Genomic DNA, 26,700 nt, shown 5'->3' on the forward strand with positions numbered 1-26,700 from the left:
GGTGATCCGCAAGGGCGCCGCGGCACATAGATTCCAGGAGAGGGAAATGATCGCGAACTACGGTTACAAGGACGGTTCCGGCGAGTACTACATCAGCATCGACACGGACAAGTGCATCGACTGTGCCGCGGAGCGGGCGTGCCTGAAGGCCTGTCCGCAGCAGATGTTCGAAATCATCACCGACGACTACGACGATGAAGTGGCGTGGGTGAGGAAGGAGAAGACCCGGGCACTGGCCTATGACTGTGCCGAGTGCAAGCCGGCCGGCGGCTACACCAGCCTGCCCTGTACCACTGCCTGCACCCCGGGCGCGATCAAGCATTCCTGGTAATGAGCAAGCCATGTTCCCGGCGATGACGGAGGGTTCCAAGATGAGCACGAAGAAGACGATCCCGATCAAGCTGGCCGGCTCGGCCACCCGTGAAGAGGACGTCGAGGATCGCCTGTTGCGGGAAGGCTGGAAGCGCCTGACGACGATCGGCGAGCCGCGGCTGTCGGAAATCGCCGAAGCGTACCGGGGCATGGGGTTCGAGGTGCACGTCGAGAGCTACCAGACCGAGGGCGATGGCTGCACGACCTGCCTCGACACCGACCAGGAAATGGGGAAGGTCATCGGCACGGTGTACACCCGCCGCTCGACGAAGCCCCAGCAGGAAGACGAACTGTTCTGAGAGGCGGTGACGCGAACGGACGCGGAACTGCCAACCAAAGGAGATAGGTAAATGTCTGACCAGAAGCGTGTGATGCGGGTGCTGAAGAAGGAAGACCTGAACGCGATCGTCGAGATCGACGCGGCAGGCTCCAAGCAAAACCGTCGCGAGTACTACGAGCGGAAGCTGGAAGGGGTGCTCAATCCGCAGCACAACATCAACTCCTCCCTGGTGTGCGAGATCGACGGCAAGATCGCCGGCTTTGTGATGGGCGACGTGTATTTCGGCGAGTTCGGCATCCCCGAGTCGACCGCGACGATCGACACCATCGGCGTCGATCCGCGCTTCCAGAACCGCGGCGTGGCGAGCGAGCTGCTCGACCAGTTCATGATGAACATGAAGGCGGCGGGCGTGAAGAAGGTCTACACGCTGGTGAACTGGGACGACTTCGCGCTGGAGAAATTCTTCTCCCGCCAGCGCTTCGCGCCGTCCAAGCGCATCAACCTCGAGTACACCGTTTCCTGAGCGGCCAGGCCGGCGCGCGGAGTCCGTCCCATGTGGATCGATTGCCATTGCCATACCAAGTACTCCTACGACAACTGGCTGGAGCCGGTGGATCTGATCCGCCGCGCCAAGGAGCTGGGACTCGACGGGGTGTGCATCACTGAGCATTACTCGTACGAAGCGTCGCTGCCGGTAGAGCAGGTGGGGCGCGACGAGGGCTTCCTGGTGCTGCGCGGGGTGGAGATTGCGACCGATCGGGGGCACATGCTGGCGTACGGTATGCAGGATGACGGCTGGAACATCTGGGGGCGCGACAACTACCTCCCGATCAACGAGGTCATCGAGCATATCAACAGCATCGGCGGAATCTGCGTGCCGGCCCATCCGTTCCGCGAGGTCGGGGTCGCGAGCCTGCTGCACGGGCTGCTGGACATCACCGGGATCGCTGCCGTGGAAACCCATAACGGCGGCAATCTCGACAGCGACAACGATCTGGCAATCAGTGCCGCTCGCCACATGGCCCTGCCAGCGCTGGGCGGCAGCGATTGCCACAAGACGATTGCAGTCGGGCGGTGCGCGACGAAGTTCTCGCAGCCCGTCACCGACATGGCGAGTTTCATCGCCGCTGTGCGCGCGGGAGCCTGCCAGGGGAGTTACTACCCGGGCTATCTGCAGCTTGCGCAGGCGGCGTAAGAAACGGCTTGGACCGGGCAAAAGCTAAGCCCGGAGCAAAACAGAGGACGAGAGAGACATGGAAGCCGTACAGACATCGGAAATCAGGTGGTGGAAGGCGAGCAAGCCGGCCGGCATGGCCGAGTTCGGCGCGCCCGTGAAGCTGAGCATCGACGGCGTTGAGGTCGAGGCGCCCGCCGGCGCGTCGGTCCTGAATGCCGCCACCGCCGCAGGCCTCTACATTCCGGCGCTGTGTGCGCACCCCGATCTGCCGCCCGCCGGCCAGCGTGGCGCGGGAGAGGGCGGCTGCAATCTCTGTATGGTCGAGATCGACGGTGTTGATGGCGTTGTGAAGGCCTGTTCGACGACCGTCACGGCCGGCATGGTCGTGACGACCAAGTCGCCGGCGATCCAGGAAGTGCGCCAGGCCAGCCTCGCCAAGATCCTCGGCCCGCATCCCCATGTCTGCCTGACCTGTCCGCAGCGCGACGGCTGTTCGCGCTCGCAGTGCTCCTACGGCAACCCGCAGGAAACGCGCTGCTGCACGATCTTCTCGTCCTGTGAGCTGCGCAAGGTCTCCGACTACATCGGCATCCCGAACACGACGCCGCCGTACAAGCCCGCGCAGCTGCCGGTCGTGCTCGACGAGCCCTTCTTCGACCGCGACTACAACCTGTGCATCGACTGCCGCCGCTGCCTGGTCGCCTGTAATGACGTGCGCGGGGTGGGCTGTCTCGAGGTCAAGGAAGTCGAGACGCCGCAGGGCAAGCGCACCTATGTCGGCACGATCGCGCCGACGCTGATCGAATCCGGCTGTACCTTCTGCCAGGCCTGTGTGACCGTTTGCCCGACCGGCGCGCTGACGGACCGCACGCTCGACCCTGCCAAGCGCGAGGAGTCGATGGTGCCGTGCAAGAACGCCTGTCCGGCGGGTATCGACGTGCCGCGCTACGTGCAGCTCGCCGCCGAAGGCAAGTACGGCGAGGCGATCGCGGTGGTGCGCGAACGGCTTCCCTTCCCGGGCATCCTCGGTCGCGCCTGTTTCGCGATGTGTGAATCGGCCTGCCGCCGCAAGGACCTGGACGATCCGCTGTCGATCCGCAACCTGAAGCGCATCGCCGCGGACAACGACACGGGGATCTGGCGCGAGCATGCGAAGAAGCTGCCGGCGACCGGCAAGAAGGCCGCGGTGATCGGCGCCGGCCCGGCCGGCCTGACGGTCGCGTACTACCTCGCCAAGCAGGGCCATGGTGTCACGGTGTTCGACGCACAGCCGGCCGCAGGCGGCATGGCGCGCTACGGCATCCCGTCCTACCGCGTACCGGCCGAGGTCATCGACAACGAGGTTGCCGAAGTGTCGGCGCTGGGTGTCGAGTTCCGCTTCGGTGCCAAGGTCGAGAGCGTCGATACGCTCTTCAATGACGGCTATGGCGCAGTGTTCGTCGGCATCGGCGCGCAGGGCGGCGACAAGCTGGGCATCCCCGGCGACGACCTGCCGGGCGTGGTCGACAGCCCGACCTACCTCAAGGCCGTGACGATGGGCCTCGTGAATACGCCTGAGGGCATCCAGACCGGCAAGAAGGTGGCGGTGATCGGCGGCGGCAACGTCGCGACCGACAACGCGCGTTCATCGCGCCGCTTCGGCGCCGAGGTCGACATGGTGTATCGGCGCACCCGCGAGGAAATGCCGGCGCGCCTGGAGGAGTTCGAGGGTTGCGTGGAGGAGGGCGTGAATATCCGCTACCTGCTCGCGCCGAAGAAGATCGAGCCGGGCACGAACGGTTATCGCCTGCAGATCACGTACGCCAAGATGGCGCTCGGCGAGGCCGATGCATCGGGCCGCCGCAAGCCTGTGGAGACTGGCGAGGAAGTCGTCGAGGGCGTCGATCTGGTGATCGCCGCGATTGGCCAGTTCCCGAAGCGCTTCGAAGGTTTTGGCGTCGAGACCGACCGCAAGGGCCGCATCACGGTGCGCGAGGACTCGATGCTGACGAGCCGGCCGAAAGTCTATGCCGGCGGCGACTGCGTGCTCGGACCTTCGACCCTTATCGAGTCGGTTGCACAGGGGCGGGTTGCGGCCTCGGCGATGGACGTCGTGCTCGGCGGCGACGGCGACATCTCCGAAGTGCTGCTGCGCACCGGCTGGGAGACCAACCCGCGCATCGGCCGCAAGGAAGGCTTCAACAAGATCCGCAAGTTCCATCCGATCATGCTGGCGCCCGAGCAGCGCACGGGCTGGGACGAGGTGGAACTGGGCTTCGACGATGCGACGGCGCGTGCGGAGGCGGCTCGCTGCTTCAAGTGCAACCTGGCGCCGAAGATCGCCGACGCGATCCTGCCCCCGGAGTCCTCACTGAAGTTCGACGAAGCGACTATCGCGTCCGTGCCGACCGAGTCGGGCGTGTTCCAGCTGCTCGATGGCGACAAGAACGTGCTGATGATCAAGGGCGTGGAGAACCTGCGCGAGGGCTTGATGGAGCAGCTCGAGCGCGGCGGCGACGCAACTAACTTCGTGTTCGAGGAGGCGGCGCTCTTCACGTCCCGCGAGAGCCAGATGATCCAGGCCTACCTGCAGCAGTTCGGGAAGATGCCGGGCGGAGGGGCCGACGAACTCGACGACCTGTTCTGATCGGGGGCGGACATGGGACAGGTCATCGATTTCTGGTCGGCGGAGGAAGTCCGCCCGGCCATCAAGCCCGAGGCCAAGTGCCGGTGCACCAATTGCGGTGCAGACCTGTGGCACATCCGCTGCGACGGCGAAGTGTGCTGTGCGGATTGCGATGCGGTCTGCCCGTACCGGCTGCAGATGAAGAACGAGAACTGAAGTACGAAAGCGCGCAGAGCGAACGAGAACGAGGAGAGACACGAGATGAGTAGTGCGGAATTCCAGTTCATCACCTATGGCGTGGCCGACGGCCTGGCAACGCTGACGATCAACCGCCCGCCGTTCAACGTCCTCGACATCCCGACGATGGAGGAGATGAATGTCGCGCTGGACCGGTGCCTCGCCGACAACAGCGTGAAGCTGCTGATGATCACCGGCGCGGGCGAGAAGGCCTTCTCGGCCGGCGTCGAGGTCGCGGACCATACGCCGGACAAGGTCGATCGGATGATCGAAGTCTTCCACGGCATCTTCCGCCGCATGCAGCAGCTGCAGATCCCGACGCTCGCCGCGGTGAATGGCGTCGCGCTGGGCGGCGGCATGGAAGTGGCGATCGCGTGCGACATGCTGGTCGCGGCGTCGAACGCGAAGTTTGGCCAGCCGGAGATCAAATTGGCGGTATTCCCGCCGATCGCCGCAGTGCTGCTGCCGCGCCTGGTGCCGCCGGCCCGTGCGCTGGAGCTGCTGCTCGGTGGCGAGAACATCGGCGCGGACGAGGCGAAGGCGATCGGGCTGGTGAACCGCATGTTCGCGAAGGAGACCTTCGCCGCCGACGTGCAGACCTTCGTGGCCCCCTTCATGGGGCTGAGCCGTGCCGCGCTCGCCAGCACCCGCAAGACCATTCGTGCCGTGGCCGATAAGCCCTTCGGCGCGGCGCTCGACACCGCCGAGAACATCTATCTGAAGGAACTGATGAACACCGACGACGCGAAGGAGGGGCTGGCTGCCTTCCTGGAGAAGCGGAAGCCGGTGTGGCGGAACAGCTGACGGGCGCTTGTGCCTGCGACCCGCCCCCCGCCGAGGGGTGTTCCGCGCCTCGTTGGCGCAAGCGGACGCCTCGGCACGAAACACCCCCCGTCGGGGGGCTGCTGCCGGCGGATGCCGTGAGCCGAGCCTGTAGTGAAGGTTGTGAAGATCCGAAATCAAGAGTGGGAGACGAAGCGTGATTCCTGAATTCATCGATACCTGGCAGATGACCGAACCGGGCAAGCTGCAGAAGACCCGCGTGCCGATGCCCGAGCTGGGGCCTGGCGACGTGGTGGTGAAGATCGCCGGCTGCGGCGTGTGCCACACCGACCTGTCGTACTTCTACATGGGCGTGCCGACGGTACAGAAGCCCCCGCTGTCGCTCGGCCACGAGATCTCGGGCACGGTGATCGGCGGCGAAGCGTCGATGATCGGCAAGGAAGTGATCGTTCCGGCCGTCATCCCCTGTGGCGAGTGCGAGCTGTGCAACACGGGTCGCGGCAACCGCTGCCTGTCGCAGAAGATGCCGGGCAACTCGATGGGCATCTATGGCGGCTATTCGAGCCACATCGTCGCGCAGTCCAAGTACCTGTGCGTGGTCGAGAACCGCGGCAGCACCCCGCTCGAGCATCTCGCGGTGGTCGCGGATGCGGTGACGACCCCCTACCAGGCCGCCGTGCGCGCGGACCTGAAGAAGGACGACCTCGTGATCGTCATCGGCGCTGCGGGCGGCGTGGGCAGCTTCATGGTGCAGACCGCCAAGGGCATGGGCGCGAAGGCCGTCATCGGCATCGACATCAACGAGGAAAAGCTCGTGATGATGAAGGACTTCGGTGCCGACTTCGTCATCAACCCGAAGGACAAGAGCGCGAAGGACATCAAGGAGCTCTTCAAGGGCTTTTGCAAGGAGCGTGGCCTGCCGTCGAACTACGGTTGGAAGATCTTCGAGGTCACCGGCAGCAAGCCCGGCCAGGAGCTGGCGCTGTCGCTGCTGTCCTTCACCGGCAAGCTCGTCATCGTCGGCTACGGCACGGCGGAGACGACCTACATGCTCTCCAAGCTGATGGCTTTCGATGCCGAGATCATCGGCACCTGGGGCTGCCCGCCGGATCGTTACGCGGCCGTGCGCGACATGTGCCTCGACGGTCGCATCAAGCTCGGCCCCTTCGTCGAAACCCGCCCGATGAGCCAGATCGAACAGGTGTTCGACGAGGCGCACCACGGCAAGCTCAAGCGTCGCGTCATCCTGACGCCCGATTTCTGATTAAACGCAACACTGCATATAACAGGAGACATCTCATGTCACTCGACTGGCTGCGCCGCGACAACCACATCAAGGATCACGCCCTGCTCGGAGAAGAGCATTTCGGCACCGAAGCGCCTTCGGTGATCTTCGAGAAGCGCCCGGTGACCGATCCCCAGGGCAACCAGGTTCCCGGCCTGTACTCGGCCTGGATCACGCTGAACAACCCGACGCAGTACAACTCCTACACCACCGAGATGGTCAAGGCAGTGATCGCGGGCTTCCAGCGCGCGTCGTCGGACCGCTCGGTCGTCGCCGCCGTGTTCACCGCAGTCGGTGACAAGGCATTCTGCACCGGCGGCAACACCGCCGAGTACGCCGCCTACTACTCGAAGCGCCCGAACGAGTACGGCGAGTACATGGACCTGTTCAACGCCATGGTCGATGGCATCCTGAACTGCAAGAAGCCGGTGATCTGCCGCGTGAATGGCATGCGCGTGGGCGGCGGCCAGGAGATCGGCATGGCGACCGACCTGACCGTGACCTCGGACATGGCGGTGTTCGGCCAGGCCGGCCCGAAGCACGGCAGCGCGCCGGACGGCGGCTCGACCGACTTCCTGCCGTGGATGCTGAACATGGAAGACGCCATGTACAACTGCATCTCGTGCGAGCCGTGGAGCGCGTACAAGATGAAGGCCAAGAACCTCGTCACGAAGGTCGTGCCGGTGCTGAAGAAGGATGGACAGTGGGTGCGCAACCCGCTCGTGCGCACCGATGCGTACGTCGATGACGGCGAGCTGGTGTACGGCGAGCCGGTCTCCCCGGAGCAGGCCAAGGCGGCGAAGGAGCTGATCGCCCAATGCACGACCGATTTCTCGAAGCTCGATGAAGCGGTCAATGCGCTGGTGTGGAAGTTCACGAACCTCTTCCCGCACTGCCTGGTGAAGACGATCGAGGGCATCCGCGGCAAGAAGAAGTTCTTCTGGGACCAGCTCAAGGTCGCCAACCGCCACTGGCTGGCTGCGAACATGAACCACGAGGCCTACCTCGGCTTCACGGCGTTCGACAGCAAGAAGCAGACGGGCAAGGACGTCATCGACTTCATCAAGTACCGTCAGCTGATCGCCGAAGGCGCGATGTTCGACGAGAACTTCGCCGAGCAGGTGCTGGGCAAGCCGAAGGCCTGACGCACCGCGCTTCAAACAGTTTCATAAGGTCTCTCCCTTCCCGGGGTGGTGGACGCGGCATTGGCCGCTTCTTCCCACCCCGGCCTTTTCGCAACCGGGGGGAGCATTTGCAGTTCACCGGCGGCTGGTTGGTCGCCGCGCAGTTGAAGGGGACTCGCATGCAGTTGAAGGACAAGGTTGCAGTGGTGACGGGCGCAGGGCAGGGCATCGGCGCGGCCGTTGCAAGGGCTTACGCGCGAGAGGGCGCGAAGGTCGCGGTGATCGATATCGATCAGGCGACCGCGGACCGTATGGCCGGACAGATCGTCGAGGCCGGCGGACAGGCGATCGGCGTGGCGTGCAACGTCGCGGATCGCGAGCAGGTCGAGGCGATGGCAGCCAAGGTGAACGCCGAATGGGGCCGCATCGACATCCTCGTCAACAACGCCGGCATCACGCGCACGGCGATGCTCAACAAGATGACCCCCGACCAGTGGAACCAGGTGCTCGCCGTGCATCTCACCGGTGCGTTCAACTGCCTGCAGGCGGTGGTCGGCGGCATGATCGAGCGCCAGTACGGCCGCATCATCTACGTGACCTCGACTGCCGGCGTGCTCGGCACGATCGGGCAGATCAACTACAGCGCCGCGAAGGCCGGCGTGCTCGGGATGACCAAGAGCACGGCGAAGGAGCTCGCGCGCTACGGCATCACCGCGAACGCGATCGCACCGGGAGCGGCCACGCCGATGACCGAGACGATCCGCACCGATGATCGCTTCAAGGAAAAGTACCTCGACCGCATTCCCCTCGGACGCTGGGCAGAACCGGAGGAGATCACGCCAGTGTTCGTGTTCTTCGCCTCCGATGCGTCGAGCTATGTGACCGGACAGATCCTGGCGGCCGATGGCGGAATGACGATCCACTGAGAGATCCGCAGCGGCACGCCGGCAAGAACCATAAGGAGAGGAGGAGCAAATGGCAGAACTCAGCGTCGCGGATCACAGTGTCAGCCCTCCGCGCATCACCATCCCGCGCGAGTACAACGCCGCGCACGACCTGATCGAGCGCAACCTGCGCGCGGGGCGCGGTGGCAAGACAGCAGTGATCGACCACGCGGGAAGCTATACCTACGCACAGCTTGCCGAACGCGTCGATCGCTTCGCGCACGCACTCGGGGAACTTGGCATCAGGATGGAAGAGCGGGTGTTGCTATGCCTGCTCGACACGATCGACTTTCCGACCGCCTTCCTCGGCTGTATCAAGGCCGGCGTCGTGCCGATCCCCGTTAATACGCTTCTGACGGCCTCCGATTACACCTACATGCTGCGTGACAGCCGTGCGCGTGGCCTGGTGGTTTCCTCGGCCCTGTTGCCGGCCTTCTCGAACGCGATCGAAGCCAGCCCCTTCATCAAGAACGTCATGGTCTCGGGCGGCGATGCATGCACGCACGGCGGGCATCTGGATTTCGCGGAACTGATCGCCTCGCCGCGTCCGCCCTACGAGGCAGCCCAGACCTGCTGCGACGATCCGTGTTTCTGGCTGTATTCGTCGGGCTCCACCGGCGCCCCAAAGGGTACCGTGCACTTGCACTCGAGCCTGATCCACACGGCCGAGCTGTATTCGAAGCCGATCCTGGGTGTACGTGAGGACGACGTGGTGTTCTCGGCGGCGAAGCTGTTCTTCGCCTACGGCCTTGGCAATGGCCTGACCTTCCCCCTCGCGGCCGGTGCCACGGCCGTGCTGATGGCCGAACGGCCGACGCCGGATGCGGTGTTCCGCGTCCTGCGGGAGCACCAGCCGACCATCTACTGCGGGGTGCCGACACTCTATGCTTCCATGCTCGCGAGTCCCGCGCTTCCCGGGCGCGAGGAGCTGTCGATCCGCCGTTGCGCCTCCGCCGGCGAGGCCCTGCCGGCCGAAGTCGGAAATCGCTGGACCGAGCATTTCGGCGTCGAGATCCTCGACGGACTCGGTTCCACCGAGATGCTGCACATCTTCCTCTCGAACAGGGCAGGCGATGTCCATTACGGCACCAGCGGCAAGCCGGTACCGGGTTACGAACTGCGCCTGATCGGGGATGGCGGCGAGGAGGTCGCACCCGGCGAGGCCGGTGAGCTCCAGGTGCGCGGCCCCACCAGCGCGGCGCTGTACTGGAACAACCGCACGAAAAGCCGCGAGACCTTCGTCGGCCAATGGACGCGCAGCGGCGACAAGTATAGCCAGGACGCGGACGGCAACTACGTGTACGCCGGGCGCAACGACGACATGCTGAAGGTCGGCGGCATTTACGTGTCGCCGATCGAGGTCGAATCGGCGCTCATCACCCACGCTGCTGTGCTCGAAGCGGCCGTGGTCGGCAAGGCGGACGATGATGGCCTGATCAAGCCGCTGGCCTTTGTCGTGCTGAAGCCCGGTCGCATGCCCGCGGCCGAGCTGGCGGACGAGCTCAAGCTCCACGTCAAGAGCAAGCTCGCGCCGTACAAGTATCCCCGCTGGCTGGAATTCGTCGACGAGTTGCCCAAGACGGCGACCGGAAAGATCCAGCGATTCAAGCTGCGTTCGCTGTCAGGGGCGTAGATCCCGCGCGAAAAAGACATAACCAGAGCCGCTCGAGCGGCCTCACCAAAGGAGGAGTGTGTAATGGAGCAAGGATTCAATCGCCGTCGTTTCCTGCTGTCCACTGCCGGTATCGCGGGGGGCCTCGCCCTTCCCGGGGCACCACTGTTCGCCCAGAGCGCCAACAAGATTCGTGTCGGCTTGATGCTGCCGTACACGGGCACCTACGCAGCACTGGGAAACGCGATCACCAACGGGTTCAAACTCGCCGTGGAGCAGGGCGGGGGCAAGCTCGGTGGGCGCGAGATCGAGTACTTCACCGTCGATGACGAGTCGGATGCCGCGAAGGCGCCCGAGAACGCCAACAAGCTGATCAAGCGCGACAACGTCGACGTCCTCATCGGCACCGTGCACTCGGGCGTGGCGCTGGCCATGACGCGCGTCGCGCGCGAGACCAAGACGCTGCTGATCATTCCGAACGCCGGCGCCGACGAGATCACCGGGCCGCTGTGCGCGCCCAACATCTTCCGCACCTCCTTCTCCGCGTGGCAGCCCGCGTACGCGATGGGGCAGGTGATGGCCGAGAGGAAGCACAAGAACGTCGTCACCCTGAGCTGGAAATACTCCTTCGGCGAACAGTCGGTCGCGGGCTTCAAGGAGGCTTTCGAGAAGGCGGGCGGCAAGGTCGTGAAGGAAATGTACCTGCCCTTCCCGAACGTCGAATTCCAGCCCTACCTGACCGAAATCGCTGCGCTCAAGCCCGACGCCGTGTTCGTGTTCTTCGCAGGTGGTGGAGCGGTCAAGTTCGTGAAGGACTACGACGCGGCAGGCCTGAAGAAGACGATTCCGCTGTATGGCTCCGGCTTCCTCACCGACGGCACGCTGGAAGCGCAGGGCGATTCCGCCGAAGGCATCCTGACCACGCTGCACTACGCCGACGGGCTCGACATCGCGAAGGACAAGGCCTTTCGCACCGCCTACGCGATGGCGTACAAGATGCAGCCCGATGTGTATTCCGTGCAGGGCTATGACGCGGCGCAGCTTTTCGCCGCGGGCCTGGCCGGCGTCGGTGGCGACGTCACGAAACGCGAGGCGTTGATCGCGGCGATGGAGAAGGCGACGATCGACAGCCCGCGCGGACGCTTCACGCTGTCGAAGGCGCACAACCCGGTGCAGGACATCTATCTCCGCAAGGTGGAGGCGAAGCAGAACAAGGTTGTTTCGGTCGCCGCAAAGGCGCTGGCCGATCCGGCGCGCGGCTGCCGGATGTAACCCAGGTCGCCTGCCCCGGCGGGGAATGTGCGGGTGTGCGTCAGGCGCGCCCCCGCGCAGCGCAAGCCCCGCCGGCGCGGCACCACTGCTTCGGCAGGCGATCGCCATCATCGGCGAACGCCCGCTCCGCTTCACCTTCACTCGGGCGCGAACGGTGCCCGGAGGGATACGGCGATGGATTTCTCGACCTTCCTGATCCAGCTGCTGAATTCGCTTCAATACGGGCTGCTGCTGTTCCTGGTTGCCAGCGGACTCACGCTGATCTTCGGCATCATGGGCATCATCAATCTTGCCCATGGCAGCTTCTACATGATGGGCGCCTACATGGCGTTCTCGCTCACCGCCCTCTCGGGCAACCTTCTCGTCGCGATCGTCGTGGGGATCGCGCTCAGCGTGCTGATCGGATTCCTGCTTGAATGGGCTCTGTTCAGCAGGCTCTATAAGCGCGACCACCTCGACCAGGTCCTCCTCACCTATGGCCTGATCCTGATCTTCGAGGAGCTGCGCAGCCTGATCGTCGGCGACGACGTGCACGGCGTACCGATCCCGGAACTCCTCTCGGCCTCGATCCAGCTCAGCGAGACGCTGAGCTATCCGGTGTATCGGCTGTTCATGTCCGCCGTCTGCATCCTGCTCGCCATCGTGATGTACTGGCTGATTCGCTACACGCGCCTCGGGATGATGATCCGCGCGGGCAGTTCGAACCGCGAAATGGTGCAGGCGCTGGGCATCAACATCGACCTGATCTACCGCATCGTGTTCGGACTCGGCGTCACCCTCGCCGCGTTCGCCGGGATGCTCGCGGCTCCGGTGTCCTCGGTCTATCCCGGCATGGGCAATCAGGTGCTCATCATCTGCTTCGTGGTCGTCGTGATCGGCGGCGTGGGGTCCGTATGGGGGGCGCTGGTGGCGGCGCTGCTGATCGGCCTGGCCGACACTTTCGGCAAGGTGATCGCGCCCGATTATGCCGGCCTTGCCGTGTATGTACTGATGGCCGCGGTGCTGCTGTGGCGGCCCGAAGGCATCTTCCGGAGGATCTGACCATGCCGCTGCCTGCAAGGAAGAAGCGCAACTACCTGCCGCTCGTGCTGCTGGTGCTGGCACTGTTCCCGATGTTTGGCTCGGGCTACTACAACGAGCTGATCGCAAAGATCATGATCATGACGATCTTCGCGATGAGCCTGGACCTGCTGGTCGGTTTCACCGGGCTTGTCAGCTTCGGCCACGCGGCGTTCTTCGGTGTGGCCGCCTACAGCGTGGTGCTGCTGTCGCCGAAGTACGATCCGGCAAATCTGTGGCTGGTGCTGCCCGCGGCCGTATTCACCGGCGCTGCGGTCGCCTTTGTCGTGGGGCTCTTCGTGCTGCGCACGAAGGGGATCTACTTCATCATGGTCACGCTCGCCTTCGCGCAGATGATCTATTTCGTGTTTCACGACACGCCGCTGGGCGGGGGCTCGGACGGGGCCTTCCTCAACGTGAAGCCGGAGCTGCGCATCGGGGAAACGGTGCTGCTGGACCTCAACGAGCCGATGCAGTTCTACTACATCGTGCTTGCCTTCCTGGTCGTCGCCTACGTGTTCCTGCGCGTCCTCCTGCGTTCGCCGCTCGGGCACGCGCTGGCGGGCATCCGCAGCAACGAGCACCGCATGCTGTCGCTGGGGTTTCCGGTATTCCTGTACAAGCTCGCCGGCTTCGTGACGGCGGGCGGAATCGCCGGGCTTGCCGGTTTCTTCTCCGCCTGCCAGTACGGCTTCGTTACTCCGGAAATCCTCTCCTGGCACCAGTCGGGCAATGTGCTGCTGATGGTGATCCTGGGTGGCATGGGCACGCTCAACGGCGCCGCGATCGGAGCCTTCGCCTTCGTCGTGCTGCAGGAGCTGTTCTCCGCGCTGACGAAGCACTGGCAGCTGCTGATGGGGGCCGTCATCGTGACCGTGGTGATGGTGCTGCCGGGCGGGCTCTCGAGCCTGCCGCAACGCCTCAAGGGCTTGCTGATCGGCGGAGGCAACCGAAATGGCTGAGCTCGTTCTCTCGGCGCGCGGGATGTCGCGCCGCTTCGGCGGTCTGTACGCCAACCGCGATGTCTCGCTGGACATGCACAAGGGCATGCTGCACGCCGTGCTGGGGCCGAACGGCGCGGGCAAGTCGACGCTGATCAACCTGCTGTCCGGCGACCTGCCCCCGTCGGCGGGGCAGATCCTCTACCGCGGCCAGGACATCTCGGGCTGGAGTCCGGACAAGCGTTCGCGTGCCGGCATCGGCCGCAGCTACCAGCGCACCAATATCTTTCCAGCCTTCACGGTATTCGAGAACTGTCGCCTTGCCGCACAGTCGCGGGCACCGCGGGCGCTGCGCGTCTTCTCGAAAGCCGTATCGTTCGCCGACCTGTGCGACGCTGCCGACCGCGCCATCGAGCAGGCCGGCCTTGCCGCGCGGCGCGACGCGGTCGCGGCGACCCTCAGTCATGGCGAACAGCGCCAGCTGGAAATCGCGATGGTGCTCGCGACCTCGCCTTCGGTGCTGCTGCTCGACGAGCCCCTTGCAGGCATGGGCCCCGAGGAATCGCAGTCGATGGTCGCACTGCTCAAGAAGCTCACGCCGGATCACGCCATCCTGCTCGTCGAGCACGACATGGATGCGGTCTTTGCGGTCGCCGACGTGATCACGGTGATGGTGACGGGGCAGGTGCTCGAAAGCGGCCCCCCGGAGCAGATCCGCGACAGCGTAGCCGTTCAGGAAGCCTACCTGGGTGAAGGGGAGCCGGGCGATGAGTGATGTACTCCTGGAAGCGGAAGGGCTGCATACCTTCTACGGCAGCAGCCACATTCTGCACGGCATCGATTTCCGCATCAGCCGCGGCGAGACGGTCGGCCTGATGGGGCGCAACGGCATGGGCAAGAGCACGCTGATCCGCAGCATGCTCGGTCACGTGCGCCCGCGCCACGGCCGCGTCGCGGTGCGCGGCAAGACGATGACCGGCGCGCGGCCCTATCTCATCGCACGCAAGGGCATCGCCTACGTGCCCGAGGGCAGGGGCATCTTTCCGAACCTCACCGTGCGCGAGAACCTAGTCATGGGCGCAAAACCGGGAGTGGACGGCCGTCGCGACTGGACCTACCAGCGCGTACTCGACACCTTCCCGCGGCTGGGCGAACGGCTCAACAACGGCGGCAACCAGCTCTCGGGGGGCGAGCAGCAGATGCTGACGATCGGTCGCGCGCTGATGACGAACCCGGATCTGCTGATCCTCGACGAGGCCACCGAGGGCCTGGCCCCGCTGATCGCCAAGGAGATCTGGTACATCATCCGCCAGATTCGCGCCACCGGCATCGCCACCATCGTCATCGACAAGAACCACGCGGCAGTCACGTCAATCTCCGATCGCAACGTCATCCTCGTGAAGGGCAAGGTCGCCCACGAGGCCAGCAGCGCCGAACTGCGCGCGAATCCGGAACTGCTGCACAAACATCTGGGCGTGAGCTGATCGCCCATCACCGAACTGCGCGACTCCGCGAGGAGTCTTGCGGTATTAAAACGATATCTGGAGACACGGCGGCATGAGAAACATCGATGTACATAAGCTGATTGACGGAGCGAAGTTCAATCGCTTCCACTGGCAGGTGCTGTTCTGGTGTGCCCTGATCATCATCTTCGACGGCTACGACCTCGTGATCTACGGCGTCGTGCTGCCGGTGCTGATGAAGGAGTGGGGACTGACGCCGATCCAGGCCGGGACGCTCGGCAGCTATGCCTTGTTCGGCATGATGTTCGGCGCACTGATCTTCGGCCCGATGTCCGACCGTTTCGGACGCAAGAAGGTAATCGCGTTATGCGTGATCCTCTTCAGCCTGTTCACCTTCCTCAACGGCTTCGCACGCGACGTCACCGAGTTCGCGGTCTGTCGTTTCCTGGCGGGCTTGGGGATAGGGGGGGTGATGCCCAACGTTGTCGCCCTGATGACCGAGTATTCGCCGAAGAAGCTGCGCACCACGCTGGTCGCGATCATGTTCAGCGGTTACTCGGTGGGCGGCATGCTGTCGGCGGGACTGGGCATGTACCTGATCCCGGCGTACGGCTGGTCCTCGGTGTTCTTCGTCGCGGGGCTGCCGCTGCTGTTGCTGCCCGCGATCCTGTATCTGCTGCCGGAATCGATCGGTTTCCTGCTGCATGCCAAGCGCGATCAAGAAGCGGCCATCCTGTTGTCACGCGTCGAAGGAAGCTTCGTTCCGCAGCCTGGCGACCGCTATGACTTCCCGACCGGCAAGACCGGTCACGTCCCGCTGGTGGCGCTGTTCAAGCACGGCCGCGCACTCAGCACGGTGATGTTCTGGCTGGCCTTCTTCATGTGCCTGCTGATGGTCTATGCGCTGGCATCGTGGCTGCCCAAGCTGATGACGCAGGCAGGCTACGGTCTCGGCTCCAGCCTGTCCTTCCTGCTGGTGCTGAACCTCGGAGCGATATTCGGTGCGGTGGGAGGCGGCGTCGTGGCGGATCGCCTGCACCTGAAGACGGTGCTGATGATCTTCTTCGTGATCGGCTCGGTGTCGATCAGCCTGCTCGGCTACAAGAGCCCCACCTCGGTGCTGTACGTGCTCGTCGCGCTTGCCGGAGCGACCACCATCGGTTCCCAGATCCTGCTGTACGCGTATGCGGCGCAGTTCTATCCGATGGCGATCCGCTCGACCGGCATCGGCTGGGCCTCGGGCGTAGGCCGCAGCGGCGCGATCCTCGGCCCGATTGTCGGCGGCACGTTGCTCGCCATGGCGATGCCGCTGCACTTCAACTTTCTGTTCTTCGCGATTCCCGGAGCGATCGCAGCGTTCGCGGTGTCGCTGATCGCGCGCAATGCGCTGCATGCGCCCGACGAGGAGGAGCCGCTCGCCTTCGCCGGGGAAATCGGTGTCGTGACAGAGTAAGACCGTGACGAGCGCCCGCCCGGGATCGGTGCGGGCGCCTTCGGTCGCGGACCAGGGCTCCGGACGAGCCTTTACTTGACCGTAAACCGGGCCGTTGCGGGCGCCTTTCCGGCAAGAGTGACCACAGCCACGGCCTTTGTGCCGGAAGCGACCTTGTGCAATCCCTTGGCCTCGAACTTGTTGTCGCCGGCGGGGGCAAGGGTGGCTTCGGATTTTTCGCTGCCGTTCAGCAGGGTGAGCTTCGCGCTGCCGCCGGTGGTGTCGACCTTCCTGCCGTGATCGTCGAGATACAGCGTCAGGGTTTCGGGCGTCGCGACCAGCTCATACACGACCTCCTTGACCTCGACCACGGCACCGCCGTGCTTGGGCGTCAGGTCGTGACCCGCGCCGGCAAAGGCGGCGGGGGCGGACAGGATGGCGAGGGCTGCGGCGAGGGCCTTGAGGGATTTCATCGGTTTCTCCTTTGATTGCTATGCTGGGGTGGATCAAGGCGGCAGTATTGCTCAGTATGCCTCTCCGCCCGATTCGGCAACGAGGCGCTCAAGGGGCTTGCGCCCGAAGATCCAGACCATTGCGGGCGTCACGAAAGTGTCGAGCAGCGTCGAGCTGATCAGGCCCGAGAAGATCACCACCGCAACAGGATGAAGAATCTCGGTTCCGGGCTGTTCGGCCTCGAACAGCAGCGGCGCGAGGGCGAAGGCGGCGACGAGCGCCGTCATCAGCACGGGCGTCAAGCGCTCGAGCGATCCGCGCACGAGCATGCGGCGTCCGAACCTCTCATCCTCGAATGCGCACAGGTTGATGTAGTGGCTGATCTTGAGGATGCCGTTGCGCGTGGAGATGCCTGCGAGCGTGATGAAGCCGATCAGGGCGGCAACCGACAAGGGTTGGCCCGACAACCACAGGCCGATCACCGAACCGACCAGCGCGAGCGGGATATTGGCCATGATCATCAGCGCGAGCGCGGTGCTCTTGTACCGGCTGTACAGCACGAGGAAGACCATCGCGGCGGAGATCAGGGACAACAAGCCGATCAGTCGGCTGGATTCCTCCTGCGCTTCGAACTGGCCACCCAGGTCGATGAAATAGCCTTCAGGCAGTGGCGTGTCGGCGATGACCTTGCGGATATCGACGATGACGTCCGACAGGGGGCGCTGCGACGCGTTGGCGGAGAGCACGATGCGGCGCTTGCCGTCGTCGCGGGCGATCTGGTTGGGGCCGTCGGATTCGTCGATGTGCGCGAGCTTGGACAGGGGAACTCGCCCGCCCGGCGTATCGATCAGGACGTTGGCGAGGCCGTCGACCGAGCGCGCAGCGTCCGGCAGGCGCAGCACGAGGTTGAAGCGACGGTTGCCTTCGATGACCTGCGTGATGCGCTCGCCGTCGACGAGCATCTTCAATTCTTCCAGCAACTTCGATGGCGGCAGGCCATAGGCTTCGGCGGCGTCGAAGTCGACGCGCACCTTGATCTGGGGCGTGAGCACCTGCTTCTCGATCTCGAGATCCGCTAGGCCCTTGATGCCGGCGAGGCGGCCGCGCAGGGCATCGGCCTGCGCGCGCAGCGTGTCGAGGTCGTCGCCGAACACCTTGATCGCGATCTGCGCGCGCACGCCCGAGAGCAGGTGGTCGATGCGATGACTGATCGGCTGGCCGATGCCGATCGCCGCCGGCAGGCTCGCGAGGCGTTCGCGGATGTCGGCATACACCGCCTCGAGCGGGCGTTCCCCGGCGCGCAGCGCGATGTCCAGCTCTGACGAATGCACGCCTTCAGCATGTTCGTCCATCTCGGCGCGGCCCGAGCGGCGACCCACGTGCACCACTTCCGGCACCTGACGGATGAGGTGCTCGGCCTGCGTTGCGATACGCACCGACTCGGTGAGCGTGGTGCCGGGGTTCAGGCGCAGGCCGACTAGCACCGTGCCTTCGTTGAAGGGTGGCAGGAAGGTCGTCGGGAAGAAGGGTACCAGCGCCAGCGCCGCGACCACCGCAACGGTCGCGGCGGCCAGCAGCGCGCGGGCGTGATCGAAGCTCCATTCCAGCGCCGCCGCATAGCGGCGCTTGAGCCACTGCACGAGCCGCGTATCGCCGTGGTCCAGGCTCTTCATGCGCGGTAACAGGTAATAGGCCATGACCGGCGTGAGGGTCACGGACACCAGCATCGAGGCAAGGATGGAGGTGATGTAGGCGACGCCCAGCGGCATGAACAGGCGGCCTTCTATACCGGGTAGCGCGAACAAGGGCACGAACACCAGCACGATGATGAAGGTCGCGTAGACAATCGCGGAGCGCACCTCCAGCGTCGCCTTGCCGATCAGTTCGAGGGGGTTCAAGCGGGCGTGGCCCTCGGCGCCGCGCTGGCGTTCCTGCTTGAGCCGGCGCAGCACGTTCTCGACGCCGACGACCGCGTCATCCACGAGTTCGCCGATCGCGATCGCCAGCCCACCCAGCGTCATGGTGTTGATCGACATGCCGAAGTAGCGGAACACCAGCACCGTCGTGAGGATCGAAGCCGGGATCGCGACGAGCGAGATCAGCGTCGTGCGCAGGTTGGCGAGGAAGAGATAGAGCACGACCGCGACGATCGCCGACGCGGCGACGAGCTTGCCCTGCAGGTTGCCGATCGAGGACTCGATGAAATTGGCCTGGCGGAAGGTCACGCGCGGCGCGTCCATCCCCGCGGGCAGCGATTTCTTCAGCTCGTCGAGCGCGGTTTCAATCTCGCGCGTGAGCTTCACGGTGTCGGCGTCGGGCTGTTTCTGCACCGACAGGATCACCGCCGGCTGGCCGTTGAAGCCGGCGTCGCCGCGCTTGATCGCGGGCGCGAAGCTCACCGCGGCGACCTGCTTGAGCAGGATGCTGCGGCCGTCGCGGGCGGCGACCGGCAGGCGCTCGAGGTCCGCCAGTCGCGTGGTGTGCCCGATGTGACGGATCAGGTATTCGCGCGCATTGAGTTCAAGGAAGCCGCCGCTGGTGTTGGCGGAAAAGCCCTTCAGCGCGCCGGCGATGTCGTCGATGGTGACACCGAGTGCGGCCATGCGTGCGGTGTCAGGCTGCACCTGGTACTGGCGCACCTCGCCGCCGATGGGAATCACCTGGGCGACGCCGGGGACCGACAGCAGGCGCGGGCGCAGCACGAAGTCGGCATATTCGCGCGTCGCCATCGGGTCGATCTTAGCGGGGTCGATGGGTATCGCGATCAGCAGGATCTCGCCCATGATCGAGCTGATCGGCCCCATCGCCGCGTGCTCGATGCCCGGCGGAAGCTGGTCGCGCACGGTGGTGAAGCGTTCGTTCACCATCTGCCGCGCGCGGTAGATATCCACGCCCCAGTCGAAGCTCACATATACGAAAGCGAGACCGACCGAGGACACGGAGCGCACCGCGCTTACGCCGGGCAGGCCGCTCATGGAGACTTCGAGCGGGATGGTGATGAGCTGCTCGACCTCTTCGGGCGCCATGCCGCCGGCTTCGATCTGCAGTGTGACCTGAGGGCGGTTGAGGTCGGGGAAGACGTCGACCGGCGTCCGCACGAGGGTGAGACCGCCGTAGAGCATCATCACGGCGGCGAGGGCGAGCACCAGCAGGCGGTTGCGCAGGGACTGATTGACAAGCCAGTCGAACATGGATCGCCCTCAGCGTACCTGGTTGACGAGGGCGGCGCCCTGAACGACGACCCGGTCGCCGGCGGCTAGACCGTCGGTGATGGTGACGGTCGCGCCATCGAGCGGGCGGTGCCGCACGGTGCGCGGCACGAAACGCTCGGCAGAGGTGTGCACCCAGACGATCTCCTGATTCGCGGGATTCTTGACCAGAGCCGCTCCGGGTACGGGGATGCCGGTAATCTGTTCGCGCGTCTGCACCACGACCTGGAGCGGCTGCCCGACCGAGAGAGGCGGCGCCGTGCCCTCGACGGTTCGGAACAGTACCGGCAGGCTCTGTTCGCGCAGCGCCCGGCCGGCGCCGACCCAGGCGAGCGGAAAGGCCGTCTGGCCGCCATCGACCGAGGCCGAGGCCTGCGCGACGCCGTTCGCCTGGGTGGCGTCGTGCGCTATCGCTTCGACCTGGAGGCGGGCCGGATCGACGATCTCGAACAGCACTTCGCGTGCCTCCACGACCTGGCCGGCGACGACATTGCTTGCGGCGATGACGCCCGACACGGGGGTGACGAGCGCCTCGGGGGTGCTCAGGCTGCTTCCGACCGCGGCGAGCTGTTCGTCCAGGCTGCGAACTTCGGCCTGCGCGGCCTCGATCTCCTTGCGCGGTACGCTGCCTTCCAGCTCCTGCAGGCGGGCGAGCTGCTTCTTCGCAATTTCCAGGCTGGCGCGCAACTCGGCGGCCTGTGCGCGCTGGCCGGCGCGCTCGATGGGATTGGCCGACGGGCGTACGCGCGCGAGCACTTCTCCCTTGCGCACGGCCTGGCCGAGTACCGGCAGCCCGCGCGGGCCGGCTTCGATGCGGCCATCGATGGTCGGCTGCACCCTGCCGCCGGCGTTTGGATCCATGACGACCTTGCCGACCCATTGCCAGGTCCGCGGAAGGGATTGTGTCTCGGCGACGACCGTGCGGATACCCAACTGGCGCTGCGACAGCTTGGGCAGGAACACCGAACCGTCGGGCAGGCGCTTGGGCGCATCGGGATTGGTCACCACAGGTGCTTCATCGTGATCGTGGCCGCCATCGTGGCCTGGCCCAGCGAAGGACGGTGCGGCGAAGACGAGGGTGAGGATAGCGAGAATCTGGCGGGACGTCGTCGCACGGCCGTGCGCGGGGCGGGGAACGTTCTTCATGGTCTTTCCGGGAGGGCGGTTCTCATGACGCCGGGCGGCGGCGACGCAGGCCGAGGGCGAGTGCGATGACGGCGGCGGCGCTGCCGGCCCCCCACCACAGTGCGGTCGAGGGACGAGGCGCGCCGGCGGAGGGCGTCGCCTCGACTTGCGGCACGACGAGATCCGCCGCGAGCAGGTCGATCTCCTCGCCGGCAGTGATGGTGAGCGTGACCGGATAGCTCCCCGGGGCGGCAAACGGCTCGGAAGTGAAGCGATACACCTGGCGCTCGGGGACGTATTCCCCGAGCGCCTTGAAACTGCCCGATTCGAGTTCGATCTGTGCGTCGGACACGGGTTCGTTGCTTGCGTAGCGGTCGAGCGCGAGCGTCAAGGCACCACGCGAAACGACACCGACCACTTCGAACAACTCCGAGTGCGTCTCGAAGCGCGGAACCGCCGGGCCGGCCCCAACGGGCGCGGCCTCGTCATGCTCGTGTCCGCCCTCGTGCCCGGGGCCGGCGAAGACGGCCGTCGCGAAAACGACGGTGCCGGCCAGCGCGAACGATCGCAGGTGCCGTGTGAAGGGATGGGATACAGGGATCATGGAAGCAGTCCGTAGGCTTGTTTCAGTCGGGACGCCGCTCGGCCGGAGTCGAGGCGCGCGCGGCTGAGAGCGAGATCGGCGTCGTATGCCTCGCTTTCGGCACGCAGGCGCGCGGGGAGGTCGATCTGCCCGAGTTCGAAGGCCTTCGCGAGGAGTTGCCGGCTGTCGGCGGCAAGACGCGCCCGCTCGGCGGCAAAGGCCTCTGCCTGTTGCGCCTGCTCCACTTCGGCGCGGGCCGCCTCGGCTTCCGCACGCAGGCGCTCGCGCTGCTGCGTGGCCGTCGTCTCGGCCTCAATCACTTCCGCGTTCGCAGCGCCGATCAGCGGGCGGTTGCGTGCTTCCGAACCGAAGGGCACACGCACACCGACACTGGTCGTGTTCGCGTAGTGCTCGCCGAATTCGCCGCGTTCGCGTTTGACGCCCAGGATCAGCTCCGGGTGGTCGCGCGTCGCGGTGCTCGCCTCGTGCAGTCGGGCGCGTGCGAGGTCCGCCGCCGCGCGAGCCGCAATCAACAGCGGGTGCGCGTCGAGTTCGGCGCTTGCGGGGGGCGACTCCGTATCCCCGGGAATCGGCGCGTTTCCCGTAAGCGCCGCATAGAGCCGCTGTTCGCGCTGCACGCGCGCCACCGCGTCGGCCAGCGCGACCCTGGCGATCAGCACCGACGCCCGTGCGTTGTTGGCGTCGACGCGAGCCAGGTCGCCGGCGCGAACACGGCGTTCGACATCCGCGGCGAGCGCTTCCGCGTCTGCCACCCGTCGCTCGTTCGCCTCGACCTCGGTGTGGGCAAGTCGCAGCTTCCAGATGGCCTCGCGCACCTCGCCGGCAACGCCGAGGCGGGCGGCGGTGAGCTCGCCTTCGAGCACCGTTGCTTCCGCTTCGGCTGTCGCCGCTCCGGCGGCACGTACGCCTGGCGTGCGCAGCGGCACTTCGAGCTCGGCTTCGACTTCGCGCGCTCCGTCGTTACGGTTCAGGCGATCGGTCGTGTGCAGCAGAGTGAGACTCGGCGGGGTCGCCATCCAGCCATCCGCCGCACTGCGTCTTGCCTGCGCAAGTTCCCGCCGTGCTCCGGTCGCACGCGATGCGGCGCTGCGCTCCCATGCGGCTGCGACGACCGAACGGATCGTCACTGAGCCATCGCTTTCGGGGCTGGGATCCGGCTGTGCGGCGGCCAACGACGACCAAAGCAGGATTGCACCGAGCGTGCCCCAGCGCATGAGATTCAGTGGGCGTCGGGAGTGCGAACCGGGGGAGAAAGGGGAATGCAATGGCATCACGGCAGGGCGAACGCGGCCGTTCCGCGCAGGCGTGGATCTGAGGGGCGATCATGATTGCCGGGCACAAACGGGACCCTGACGGCCAAATTACATTTTTGTAAGCTGTATCCGAATCCCGTATCGGTGCGTCAGGGCGTTTGTCGATGCCGGCAATCCGCAATACGACGCCACTCTTCGTGATTCGAGAGCAGCCCGCCACGCACAGGGCATTGCGCCGACGATGAGGCCGGCAGACACTATCGGCCTCCGGAGCGTTCGATGTCCGCGCATCGGTCCCTCTTCAGCCGCGCGGTGCGTGCCGTGCGGAAAACCGACTCATCACGGAACCATGAATCGATTCATTCTGATCGCGGGAAGCCTGCTCGCAGGGCTCGGGGTAGCGCTCGGGGCCTTCGGCGCCCATGGTCTGCGCAATGTGCTCGGCGCTGCCGAGCTCGGGTGGTGGAATACCGCAGTGCAATACCAGATGTGGCACGCGACCGGCCTGCTTGCGCTCGGCGCCTGGCGGCTGCCGAACACGGGCCTTGCCGCGGTCCTGCTGGTGCTCGGCACGGTCGTCTTTTCGGGCAGCCTCTACGTGATGGCGCTGAGCGGCTGGCGAATGCTGGGGATGATCACCCCGATTGGCGGCACGTTGATGATTGCCGGCTGGCTGCTTCTCGCGTGGCGGGCTCTGCGCGGATAGGTACGCCGTTCAGCGCACCACGGGTTGGTTCGGCAACTGGTTTGCACGCTCGCCGCCTTCGCCACCGGCTTCCACAGCGGGAAAAGCCGCGCGCAGCACCGCATTCACTGCGTCGATCGTGCGCTCCAAGCCTTCCGCGTAGCGGCCGGTGCGAAATTCCGGGGTGGCCTCGTCGACCATGCGCTGCCACTCGGCTGCGCCCACGGTCCGTGCCACGGCGCGGTCGGCCACGATCTCGATGCGGTGCTCGGCGAGTTGCAGGTAGATCAGGACGCCGTTGTTGAGTTCGGTATCCCACACGCGCAGTTTTCCGAACAGGGTCACCGCCCGTTCGCGCACGACCGCGGCGATCGGAGCCCCCCTCACATGGCGCCACAGATAGCTCAACGGTAGACTTGCCTCCACGCACAGGCAGATCTCTCCCGTGTGCTGCCGTTCGCTGTCGCGCACGCGCACCTCCAGGCGCTGCATCGCGTCCGGCCCGATGGCCCGTCGGGCGTCGCCGGCGTCCAGCCAAAGGTGACGGAACAGGCGGGGGAGGGCGCTCATCGCTGCCCCTCCGTGATGGCGTTCATTCTCGCTACCATCGCCCCGACGCGCCTCCGCCGCCAAAACTGCCGCCTCCGCCCGAACCGAAACCGCCTCCGCCAAAGCCGCCGCCAAACCCGCCCCGGCCTCTGCCGCCCCCGATGATCGGCCCGCCGGGACCGCCGCGGCCGCCGCGTCCGCCCCCGCCGGTGCCGAGCACGAAGACGAAGATGATCGCGAGCACGCCGACAATGATGCCCAGCACGAGGCTGCCGAGCAGGAACTTGGCGAGGAAGCCGAAGACGCCCCCGGTTGCTAATGCGCCGAGCTTGCGGCCAAGCACCGCGACGAGCATGCCGCCGACGATGGGCACGCCAAACATGAGCAGGACGCCGATGTCCTGAAACGATCCCGATCCGCCCGAGTCGCGCCCGTCCGGTTCCGGCAGGGCCAGGTTCTCGCCGCGGATGCGTGCGAACAAGGCCTCGACACCGGCGTCGATACCGGCGGCGAACTGCCCTTGGCGGAAGGCAGGTGTGATGGCGCGGTCGATGATGTGGAAGGCTGCGAGGTCGGGAACCGCTCCTTCGAGCGCGCGGGCGACCTCGATGCGCACGCGCCGGTCATCCTTGGCGACCACCAGCAGCAGGCCGTCACCGACATCGCGACGGCCGATCTTCCATTCGGCCGCCACGCGATTGGCGAAGGCGGCGATATCCTCGGGCGCGGTCGTCGCCACGATCAGGACGACGATCTGGCTGCCGCGCTCTGTTTCGAATCGGCCAAGCTTGTCTTCGAGCGCTTGCCGTTCGGCGGACGACAGTGTTCCCGTCTTGTCGATGACCCGTGCCGTCAGCTTGGGAACGGGGATCAATTCCTGCGCGCTGGCAGCGCCCGCCCAGAGCCCCAGCGCGAGCATGCACAAGGCGAGGCGCAGGGCGCATCCGATCGCGCGCATGGAAGGGAGGAGGGCAGGCATCAAGGGCAGGGGAGTGAGCGATTCAACGCTTGGGCGCACTGCCACTGAAATCGACTGCGGGGGGGCTCGAAATTGCCTGCTCGTTCGCGACGGTGAATCCTGCCTTGGGGGCGTAGCTGAAGACCATCGCCGTCAGATTGGTCGGAAAGCTGCGAGCGAGGACGTTGTATTCCTGGATGGCCTTGATGTAACCGTTGCGCGCGACGGTGATGCGGTTCTCGGTGCCTTCGAGCTGCACCCGCAGGTCCTGGAAGGCCTGGTTGGCCTTCAGGTTCGGGTAGTTCTCGGCGACGACGAGCAGGCGCGACAGGGCGCTGCCCAGCTGGCCCTGTGCTTGCTGGAAGCGTTCCATCGCCTGCGGGTCGGCAAGCATTTCGGGGGTGACCTGGATTGAACTCGCTTTCGCACGTGCTTCGATCACCTTTGTGAGCGTTTCCTGCTCGAAGTTCGCCTCGCCCTTGACGGTGGCGACAAGGTTGGGAATAAGGTCGGCCCGCCGCTGGTACTGGTTCAGCACCTCGGCCCAGGCGGCCTTGCTTTGCTCGTCAAGCCGCTGGAAATCGTTATAACCGCAGCCCGCGGTGCTCAGCGCAACCGCGACGGCGGCGACCGAAGCCAGTCGGCGCAGAAAGGATCTCGACACGTCACACTCCCAGGATCAGGTTTGCCGCGCAAGGCGGCGCGCGGTGTGGCGCACCGCCCATGTCGGACGTCACACCCGATATGCGGGAGTAATGATACCCCGCCGTGTGCCGCCTGCACCGGCGGGATAAGCGCGCTGGCCCCTCGGCCGCTCAGTCGCCGCGCTTCTTGTCGAATCCGTGAGGCATCACGGTATCGATCGAGATCACGTTGCTGCCGCCCATCCACGGCAGGGTCGGGACGCGCACGCGCATCGAAAGCCTCGTCGCTTCGGCGCCCGGCTCGTCCTCCGAGCGGCAGAACGGGATCACCGTGGACTCGATCTTGGGTACCCACGGGAGCTCGGCCTGCCGACGTTCCGGGCGTGGCGCACGCACCCGCCCGGTAGCAGGGGACCGCTCGATTTCCGGCCCGTGCTGTCCGAGCCAGGTTGCCCAGGACTGCATCCACAAGTTGATCCACGGCACCCCCGTCCACACCGCGGCAATATCGCTAAACGGCCATGCAACGCGTGATTCGTCAGGAGCGGCGTCGACAGGCGGCGCATGTGCGGACTCGTGGGCTACGGCTTTCTTCGGCATGGTCGGTTCCTCTGCATCGGGATGGGTCATTTCC

At 65.6% G+C, this 26,700-nt stretch carries 27 protein-coding genes; 18 read left to right on the top strand and 9 right to left on the bottom strand.

Annotated features, from left to right (window positions below; genetic code table 11):
- The first annotated feature begins 46 nt into the window (after positions 1 to 46).
- The 17 genes from U5817_RS11345 (at position 47) to U5817_RS11425 (ending at position 16,607) form a co-directional block, all read left to right on the top strand.
- On the top strand, positions 47 to 331 hold the full coding sequence (locus tag U5817_RS11345) for a ferredoxin (protein ID WP_169130823.1): 285 nt from the start codon (positions 47 to 49) through the stop codon (positions 329 to 331).
- Positions 332 to 371: 40 nt separating this feature from the next.
- On the top strand, positions 372 to 671 hold the full coding sequence (locus tag U5817_RS11350; RefSeq protein WP_246262366.1) for a hypothetical protein: 300 nt from the start codon (positions 372 to 374) through the stop codon (positions 669 to 671).
- Positions 672 to 722: 51 nt separating this feature from the next.
- The gene (locus U5817_RS11355) at positions 723 to 1,175 is read left to right on the top strand and encodes a GNAT family N-acetyltransferase (protein ID WP_169130819.1); all 453 of its coding nucleotides are present in this window, start codon (positions 723 to 725) and stop codon (positions 1,173 to 1,175) included.
- Positions 1,176 to 1,205: 30 nt separating this feature from the next.
- Positions 1,206 to 1,847, top strand: a complete 642-nt coding sequence (locus U5817_RS11360; RefSeq protein ID WP_169130817.1) for a PHP domain-containing protein — start codon at positions 1,206 to 1,208, stop codon at positions 1,845 to 1,847.
- A gap of 58 nt (positions 1,848 to 1,905) precedes the next feature.
- Positions 1,906 to 4,455, top strand: a complete 2,550-nt coding sequence (locus U5817_RS11365) for an FAD-dependent oxidoreductase (RefSeq protein ID WP_407280823.1) — start codon at positions 1,906 to 1,908, stop codon at positions 4,453 to 4,455.
- Positions 4,456 to 4,467: 12 nt separating this feature from the next.
- Complete coding sequence (locus U5817_RS11370; protein WP_018991499.1) at positions 4,468 to 4,650, top strand: hypothetical protein; 183 nt, start codon at positions 4,468 to 4,470, stop codon at positions 4,648 to 4,650.
- A gap of 45 nt (positions 4,651 to 4,695) precedes the next feature.
- Positions 4,696 to 5,475 carry an enoyl-CoA hydratase/isomerase family protein gene (locus tag U5817_RS11375; RefSeq protein ID WP_407280825.1) on the top strand — a complete coding sequence of 260 codons (780 nt, stop codon included), beginning with the start codon at positions 4,696 to 4,698 and terminating at the stop codon, positions 5,473 to 5,475.
- Positions 5,476 to 5,650: 175 nt separating this feature from the next.
- Positions 5,651 to 6,718, top strand: a complete 1,068-nt coding sequence (gene had, locus U5817_RS11380) for a 6-hydroxycyclohex-1-ene-1-carbonyl-CoA dehydrogenase (protein ID WP_407280827.1) — start codon at positions 5,651 to 5,653, stop codon at positions 6,716 to 6,718.
- A gap of 35 nt (positions 6,719 to 6,753) precedes the next feature.
- Positions 6,754 to 7,884 (top strand): 6-oxocyclohex-1-ene-1-carbonyl-CoA hydratase, encoded by a 1,131-nt coding sequence (oah, locus tag U5817_RS11385; protein WP_407280828.1) that lies wholly within the window; start codon positions 6,754 to 6,756, stop codon positions 7,882 to 7,884.
- A gap of 158 nt (positions 7,885 to 8,042) precedes the next feature.
- Complete coding sequence (locus U5817_RS11390) at positions 8,043 to 8,789, top strand: SDR family NAD(P)-dependent oxidoreductase (RefSeq protein ID WP_407280830.1); 747 nt, start codon at positions 8,043 to 8,045, stop codon at positions 8,787 to 8,789.
- 49 nt (positions 8,790 to 8,838) lie between these two features.
- Positions 8,839 to 10,440 (top strand): benzoate-CoA ligase family protein, encoded by a 1,602-nt coding sequence (locus U5817_RS11395; protein WP_407280832.1) that lies wholly within the window; start codon positions 8,839 to 8,841, stop codon positions 10,438 to 10,440.
- A gap of 63 nt (positions 10,441 to 10,503) precedes the next feature.
- Positions 10,504 to 11,691: an ABC transporter substrate-binding protein gene (locus U5817_RS11400; RefSeq protein ID WP_407280833.1), complete on the top strand. Its 1,188-nt coding sequence runs from the start codon at positions 10,504 to 10,506 to the stop codon at positions 11,689 to 11,691.
- Between the two features lie 174 nt (positions 11,692 to 11,865).
- Positions 11,866 to 12,732 carry a branched-chain amino acid ABC transporter permease gene (locus tag U5817_RS11405; protein ID WP_169130796.1) on the top strand — a complete coding sequence of 289 codons (867 nt, stop codon included), beginning with the start codon at positions 11,866 to 11,868 and terminating at the stop codon, positions 12,730 to 12,732.
- A 2-nt stretch (positions 12,733 to 12,734) separates the two neighbouring features.
- Positions 12,735 to 13,712: a branched-chain amino acid ABC transporter permease gene (locus U5817_RS11410; protein ID WP_211167221.1), complete on the top strand. Its 978-nt coding sequence runs from the start codon at positions 12,735 to 12,737 to the stop codon at positions 13,710 to 13,712.
- Positions 13,705 to 14,466 (top strand): ABC transporter ATP-binding protein, encoded by a 762-nt coding sequence (locus U5817_RS11415; protein ID WP_169130794.1) that lies wholly within the window; start codon positions 13,705 to 13,707, stop codon positions 14,464 to 14,466. The genes U5817_RS11410 and U5817_RS11415 overlap by 8 nt, the downstream gene beginning before the upstream one ends.
- Positions 14,459 to 15,175, top strand: coding sequence for an ABC transporter ATP-binding protein (locus U5817_RS11420; RefSeq protein WP_407280836.1), 717 nt, complete (start codon positions 14,459 to 14,461; stop codon positions 15,173 to 15,175). The genes U5817_RS11415 and U5817_RS11420 overlap by 8 nt, the downstream gene beginning before the upstream one ends.
- Before the next feature lie 73 nt (positions 15,176 to 15,248).
- On the top strand, positions 15,249 to 16,607 hold the full coding sequence (locus U5817_RS11425) for an aromatic acid/H+ symport family MFS transporter (protein ID WP_169130790.1): 1,359 nt from the start codon (positions 15,249 to 15,251) through the stop codon (positions 16,605 to 16,607).
- Between the two features lie 71 nt (positions 16,608 to 16,678).
- Here the strand turns inward: U5817_RS11425 and U5817_RS11430 are convergent, their stop codons facing one another.
- The 5 genes from U5817_RS11430 to U5817_RS11450 are packed head-to-tail and all read right to left on the bottom strand — an operon-like array spanning position 16,679 to position 23,104.
- Entirely contained in the window at positions 16,679 to 17,059 is a 381-nt protein-coding gene (locus U5817_RS11430; protein ID WP_169130788.1) for a hypothetical protein, read from the bottom strand.
- A 51-nt stretch (positions 17,060 to 17,110) separates the two neighbouring features.
- Positions 17,111 to 20,230 (bottom strand): efflux RND transporter permease subunit, encoded by a 3,120-nt coding sequence (locus tag U5817_RS11435; protein WP_407280838.1) that lies wholly within the window; start codon positions 20,228 to 20,230, stop codon positions 17,111 to 17,113.
- Between the two features lie 9 nt (positions 20,231 to 20,239).
- Entirely contained in the window at positions 20,240 to 21,394 is a 1,155-nt protein-coding gene (locus U5817_RS11440) for an efflux RND transporter periplasmic adaptor subunit (RefSeq protein WP_169130784.1), read from the bottom strand.
- Between the two features lie 22 nt (positions 21,395 to 21,416).
- Positions 21,417 to 21,977 carry a hypothetical protein gene (locus U5817_RS11445; protein WP_169130782.1) on the bottom strand — a complete coding sequence of 187 codons (561 nt, stop codon included), beginning with the start codon at positions 21,975 to 21,977 and terminating at the stop codon, positions 21,417 to 21,419.
- The gene (locus tag U5817_RS11450) at positions 21,974 to 23,104 is read right to left on the bottom strand and encodes a TolC family protein (RefSeq protein WP_407280840.1); all 1,131 of its coding nucleotides are present in this window, start codon (positions 23,102 to 23,104) and stop codon (positions 21,974 to 21,976) included. The genes U5817_RS11445 and U5817_RS11450 overlap by 4 nt, the downstream gene beginning before the upstream one ends.
- 475 nt (positions 23,105 to 23,579) lie before the next feature.
- Here U5817_RS11450 and U5817_RS11455 point away from each other — a divergent pair, with 475 nt between their 5' ends.
- Positions 23,580 to 23,936: a DUF423 domain-containing protein gene (locus U5817_RS11455; protein WP_169130778.1), complete on the top strand. Its 357-nt coding sequence runs from the start codon at positions 23,580 to 23,582 to the stop codon at positions 23,934 to 23,936.
- A 9-nt stretch (positions 23,937 to 23,945) separates the two neighbouring features.
- Here the strand turns inward: U5817_RS11455 and U5817_RS11460 are convergent, their stop codons facing one another.
- The 4 genes from U5817_RS11460 to U5817_RS11475 all read right to left on the bottom strand — a co-directional run bounded on the left by U5817_RS11460 (position 23,946) and on the right by U5817_RS11475 (position 26,666).
- Positions 23,946 to 24,485, bottom strand: coding sequence for a TPM domain-containing protein (locus tag U5817_RS11460; protein WP_169130776.1), 540 nt, complete (start codon positions 24,483 to 24,485; stop codon positions 23,946 to 23,948).
- A gap of 31 nt (positions 24,486 to 24,516) precedes the next feature.
- Positions 24,517 to 25,383 (bottom strand): TPM domain-containing protein, encoded by an 867-nt coding sequence (locus U5817_RS11465; RefSeq protein WP_407280841.1) that lies wholly within the window; start codon positions 25,381 to 25,383, stop codon positions 24,517 to 24,519.
- Between the two features lie 82 nt (positions 25,384 to 25,465).
- A complete protein-coding gene (locus U5817_RS11470) occupies positions 25,466 to 26,086 on the bottom strand; it encodes a LemA family protein (RefSeq protein ID WP_407280842.1) in 621 nt (206 codons plus the stop codon).
- Positions 26,087 to 26,237: 151 nt separating this feature from the next.
- Positions 26,238 to 26,666, bottom strand: a complete 429-nt coding sequence (locus U5817_RS11475) for a hypothetical protein (protein WP_407280843.1) — start codon at positions 26,664 to 26,666, stop codon at positions 26,238 to 26,240.
- Positions 26,667 to 26,700 lie beyond the last annotated feature (34 nt).

It is taken from the genome of Aromatoleum evansii, from assembly GCF_045689615.1.
GTDB classification, from domain to species: domain Bacteria; phylum Pseudomonadota; class Gammaproteobacteria; order Burkholderiales; family Rhodocyclaceae; genus Aromatoleum; species Aromatoleum evansii.

Coding starts and splice junctions, on each gene's coding strand:
- U5817_RS11345 (WP_169130823.1), top strand. CDS start 47: ATGATCGCGAACTACGGTTACAAGGACGGTTCCGGCGAGTACTACATC.
- U5817_RS11350 (WP_246262366.1), top strand. CDS start 372: ATGAGCACGAAGAAGACGATCCCGATCAAGCTGGCCGGCTCGGCCACC.
- U5817_RS11355 (WP_169130819.1), top strand. CDS start 723: ATGTCTGACCAGAAGCGTGTGATGCGGGTGCTGAAGAAGGAAGACCTG.
- U5817_RS11360 (WP_169130817.1), top strand. CDS start 1,206: ATGTGGATCGATTGCCATTGCCATACCAAGTACTCCTACGACAACTGG.
- U5817_RS11365 (WP_407280823.1), top strand. CDS start 1,906: ATGGAAGCCGTACAGACATCGGAAATCAGGTGGTGGAAGGCGAGCAAG.
- U5817_RS11370 (WP_018991499.1), top strand. CDS start 4,468: ATGGGACAGGTCATCGATTTCTGGTCGGCGGAGGAAGTCCGCCCGGCC.
- U5817_RS11375 (WP_407280825.1), top strand. CDS start 4,696: ATGAGTAGTGCGGAATTCCAGTTCATCACCTATGGCGTGGCCGACGGC.
- oah (WP_407280828.1), top strand. CDS start 6,754: ATGTCACTCGACTGGCTGCGCCGCGACAACCACATCAAGGATCACGCC.
- U5817_RS11390 (WP_407280830.1), top strand. CDS start 8,043: ATGCAGTTGAAGGACAAGGTTGCAGTGGTGACGGGCGCAGGGCAGGGC.
- U5817_RS11395 (WP_407280832.1), top strand. CDS start 8,839: ATGGCAGAACTCAGCGTCGCGGATCACAGTGTCAGCCCTCCGCGCATC.
- U5817_RS11400 (WP_407280833.1), top strand. CDS start 10,504: ATGGAGCAAGGATTCAATCGCCGTCGTTTCCTGCTGTCCACTGCCGGT.
- U5817_RS11405 (WP_169130796.1), top strand. CDS start 11,866: ATGGATTTCTCGACCTTCCTGATCCAGCTGCTGAATTCGCTTCAATAC.
- U5817_RS11410 (WP_211167221.1), top strand. CDS start 12,735: ATGCCGCTGCCTGCAAGGAAGAAGCGCAACTACCTGCCGCTCGTGCTG.
- U5817_RS11415 (WP_169130794.1), top strand. CDS start 13,705: ATGGCTGAGCTCGTTCTCTCGGCGCGCGGGATGTCGCGCCGCTTCGGC.
- U5817_RS11420 (WP_407280836.1), top strand. CDS start 14,459: ATGAGTGATGTACTCCTGGAAGCGGAAGGGCTGCATACCTTCTACGGC.
- U5817_RS11425 (WP_169130790.1), top strand. CDS start 15,249: ATGAGAAACATCGATGTACATAAGCTGATTGACGGAGCGAAGTTCAAT.
- U5817_RS11430 (WP_169130788.1), bottom strand. CDS start 17,059: ATGAAATCCCTCAAGGCCCTCGCCGCAGCCCTCGCCATCCTGTCCGCC.
- U5817_RS11435 (WP_407280838.1), bottom strand. CDS start 20,230: ATGTTCGACTGGCTTGTCAATCAGTCCCTGCGCAACCGCCTGCTGGTG.
- U5817_RS11440 (WP_169130784.1), bottom strand. CDS start 21,394: ATGAAGAACGTTCCCCGCCCCGCGCACGGCCGTGCGACGACGTCCCGC.
- U5817_RS11445 (WP_169130782.1), bottom strand. CDS start 21,977: ATGATCCCTGTATCCCATCCCTTCACACGGCACCTGCGATCGTTCGCG.
- U5817_RS11455 (WP_169130778.1), top strand. CDS start 23,580: ATGAATCGATTCATTCTGATCGCGGGAAGCCTGCTCGCAGGGCTCGGG.
- U5817_RS11460 (WP_169130776.1), bottom strand. CDS start 24,485: ATGAGCGCCCTCCCCCGCCTGTTCCGTCACCTTTGGCTGGACGCCGGC.
- U5817_RS11465 (WP_407280841.1), bottom strand. CDS start 25,383: ATGCTCGCGCTGGGGCTCTGGGCGGGCGCTGCCAGCGCGCAGGAATTG.
- U5817_RS11475 (WP_407280843.1), bottom strand. CDS start 26,666: ATGCCGAAGAAAGCCGTAGCCCACGAGTCCGCACATGCGCCGCCTGTC.